The sequence below is a fragment of the Arthrobacter sp. genome (assembly GCF_031988865.1).
Classification (GTDB): Bacteria; Actinomycetota; Actinomycetes; order Actinomycetales; family Micrococcaceae; genus Arthrobacter_B.
The window spans coordinates 226-3,797 of record NZ_DALZXY010000154.1; the positions used below are offsets into that span (position 1 = coordinate 226).

Sequence of the window (3,572 nt, forward strand, 5' to 3'; positions counted from 1 at the left end):
TCGATGTCGGTGACAAGGGCAGGTTCGCCGGCAAGCCGGTGGTCAGCGGCCCGGTCAAGCGGGGAATCGACGAGCCCGGCGTCATGATCGACGAGGCCCTCGCGGCAGCGAAGGACCCGAACTCGCGCAAGGTCGCCGGTGGTGGCGGCGGCGGCGAGGAGCGCGGGCCTTCTTCCGGAGGAGAGAGCTTCGGCGGGCAGCTCAAGCGGGCCCTGCTCACCGGCGTCAGCTACATGATTCCCTTCGTCGCAGGCGGCGGCCTGCTGATCGCGCTTGGCTTCCTGCTCGGCGGCTGGGAACTGGCACTTTCAGACGATGCCGGGGTGGCCAACGGCGACAACATCTTGGCCGGCTCCGGTCTCTTCAACCTCCCGCCCGAAGGGCTGCTGGCCTACCTTGGAGCGGTTTTCTGGAAGATCGGCACCATCTCACTGAACTTCCTGGTTCCTGCACTGGCCGGCTACATCGCCTACGCCCTCGCGGACCGGCCCGGCATCGCACCCGGCTTCACCGCCGGCGCCGTCGCCCTTTTTATGGACGCGGGCTTCCTTGGCGGCATCGCGGGCGGCCTGCTCGCGGGCTACGTGGCCATGTGGATTGGCCACTGGAAGGTACCAAGCTGGCTGCGCGGCCTAATGCCCGTGGTCATTATCCCGATGCTGGCCTCGCTGGTAGCTTCCGGGCTACTCCTGCTGGTCCTGGGCGGACCCATCGCCGCCCTGACCCTGGGGCTGAATAACTGGCTGTCCGGGCTCACCGGTGTGGCGGCCATCGGCCTGGGCGTGATCCTCGGGCTCATGATGGGCGCGGACCTCGGCGGGCCGATCAACAAGGTTGCCTACGCGTTCGCCGTCGCCGGGCTGGGCGAAGCCTCAGTAGAGAACCAGGCTCCCTGGGAGATCATGGCCGCGGTCATGGCCGCCGGAATGGTGCCGCCGCTGGGCATGGCCCTCGCAACGGTCCTGGACAAGAGCCAGTTCACTATGGCCCTGCGGGAGAACGGCAAGGCTGCCTGGCTACTGGGCGCGGCGTTTATTTCCGAAGGCGCCATTCCCTTCGCCGCCTCGGATCCACTGCGGGTTATCCCTTCGACTATGCTGGGCGGCGCCGTCGCGGGTGCCATCTGCATGGCTTTCGGCGTCACCTCGCAGGCACCGCACGGCGGCATCTTCGTGTTCTTCGCCATCGGCAACGTCCTGATGTTCATCGTGGCCATCCTCGCCGGGATGGTCGTCACCGCACTTGTATTGGTGGGGCTGAAACGCCTCACCGCCCCCAAGACCACGGAGGAGCCTGTCATTGCGTAGGGACCCGGACGATTCACAGAGAGGTACAGAGATGCGCACCATCAAGGGAATCGGTGTCAGCCCGGGCCGGGTCCTCGGCCCGTCGCGGCGGATGCCCCCGCCCGTCCCGGAACCGGACGCCGACTCTAAATTCGGCCCCGACAGTTCCGTCGACGAGGAGAATGCGCGCCTCAAGGACGCTGCAGAGAGCGTGCGGGAAGACCTCAAGCGGCGCTCGGCCACAGCCTCCGGGGACGCCAAGGCCATTCTTGATGCCACCGCAATGATGGCAACCGATCCGATGCTGCTGAAAGCTGCCGGGAAGCACATCAACAAGGGCATGTCCGCTGACCGCGCCGTCTGGGAAGCCGGGCTCGAGGTAGCAGCTATGCTCCAGAGCCTGGGCGGGTATATGGCTGAGCGGACCCAGGACGTGCTGGACGTCCGGGGACGCATTGTTGCGCAGCTGGACGGCCTGCCCGCCCCGGGAATTCCGGCGTCGGACGTGCCGTTCATCCTCACGGCCGAGGAACTGGCACCGGCGGACACCGCGACCCTGGATCCGGCCCTCGTCATCGGCCTGGTAACCAGCGGCGGAGGCCCTCAGTCCCACACCGCTATCCTGGCCCGCTCGCTGGGCCTGCCCGCGGTCGTTGGAGCGGCGAGTGCCGATTCGATTGGCGATGGCGCGGAAATCTACCTTGACGGCGCGAGCGGCAGCGTCGTGGTGAACCCCGGTATCGCTGAACGGGAGGCTGCGCAGAAGTACGCGTCACGCACGTCTCTCCCCGCTTTCAACGGAACCGGCACGACGTCGGACGGGCACCGGGTGCCGCTGCTGGCCAACGTCGGCTCCGGCCGGGATGCTGCCGCGGCGGCGTCAGCCGGCGCCGAGGGCGTCGGGCTGCTGCGGACCGAGTTCTGTTTCCTTGGGCGTGACAAGGAGCCCACGGTGGAGGAGCAGGTGGCAGCCTATGGGGACGTGTTCGCAGCCTTCCCGGGCCGGAAAGTGGTGATCCGGACGCTTGACGCCGGTGCGGACAAACCCCTGCCTTTCCTCACCGATGCCACCGAACCCAACCCTGCCCTCGGAGTGCGTGGATTCCGCACCGACCGTTCCTCGCCGGGCGTTCTCACCCGGCAGCTGGAGGCCATTGCGGCTGCCGCCGGGGCGCACGAAGCCGATGTGTGGGTCATGGCGCCAATGATCGCCACCGCTGACGAGGCCAGCGACTTCGCCGTAATGTGCGCGGCTGCCGGGCTGGCTACCGCAGGCGTGATGATCGAGGTTCCGGCCGCAGCGATCAAGTCCCAGGCGGTGCTGTCCAAGGTCAGGTTCGCGTCCCTGGGCACCAACGACCTCACGCAGTACGCCATGGCAGCCGACCGGCAGCTCGGCACACTGGCCACGCTCAACGACCCCTGGCAGCCCGCCGTCCTCCAGCTCATCGGCATGACCGTCGACGGCGCCGCAGAAGCGGGTGCGGCGGATAACCTGCCCCGCAGCGTGGGAGTTTGCGGGGAGGCTGCCGCCGATCCGGCACTCGCCGTCGTCCTGACGGGGCTGGGTGTGGACACCCTTTCCATGACGCCGCGGGCGCTGTCCACGGTCGGGGTAGTACTGGCGTCGGTCACCTTGGCCCGGGCACAGGAGCTGGCCGCCGTGGCCCTCGCCTCACAAACTGCGTCCGAAGCCAGGACGAAGGTCAGGAGTAAACTCCCCATCCTCGAACAACTTGGGCTGTAGCCGTCGTCCGGCATCCGCCCTGGTCCAGCACCTAAGTTCAACCGGAAGGAACTTCCAATGCCCGAACGTTCTGCAACTATTGCCAGCCGCGTCGGGCTGCATGCCCGTCCCGCTTCCCTGTTCGCGGAGGCAGCCGCGGCGCAGCCGGTGGAAGTGACAATCGCCATGAAGGGCGACCCGGCAGAAGACGCCATGGACGCGTCGAGCATGCTCTCGCTGATGAGCCTCGGAGCCTCCCACGGTGACGTCGTCGTCCTGCGGGCTGAAGGCGAAGGGGCCGATGCTGCCCTGGACGAACTGGCCAAGCTCCTGGAGACGGATCTGGACGCCGAGTAGGCAGCGGGCCTCCCTCCGGGAGCCGGTCCAGTGCGCTCAAAAACAACGAAGCCAGCGGCCCTTGGGCCGCTGGCTTCGGTAGTAACTTCACGCTGACCCCCCACAGGCAGCGGACGTTACATATTCATTAGTCTGGCACAGAGTCATGAACTTGTGAACAAAATTTGTGAAATTCAACTCACATTTCGGTAACTTTCCGCCAG

The 3,572-nt window shown here is 66.8% G+C and carries 3 protein-coding genes; all 3 read left to right on the top strand.

The window, feature by feature from the left end; all coding sequences use genetic code 11:
* A partial coding sequence (locus RTN46_RS16650; RefSeq protein ID WP_312183073.1) for a PTS fructose transporter subunit IIC occupies positions 1 to 1,307 on the top strand: 1,307 nt, incomplete at its 5' end.
* A gap of 31 nt (positions 1,308 to 1,338) precedes the next feature.
* Positions 1,339 to 3,033 (top strand): phosphoenolpyruvate--protein phosphotransferase, encoded by a 1,695-nt coding sequence (gene ptsP, locus RTN46_RS16655; RefSeq protein ID WP_312183074.1) that lies wholly within the window; start codon positions 1,339 to 1,341, stop codon positions 3,031 to 3,033.
* Between the two features lie 57 nt (positions 3,034 to 3,090).
* Positions 3,091 to 3,369, top strand: a complete 279-nt coding sequence (locus RTN46_RS16660) for an HPr family phosphocarrier protein (protein ID WP_312183075.1) — start codon at positions 3,091 to 3,093, stop codon at positions 3,367 to 3,369.
* The last annotated feature ends 203 nt before the right edge of the window (positions 3,370 to 3,572 follow it).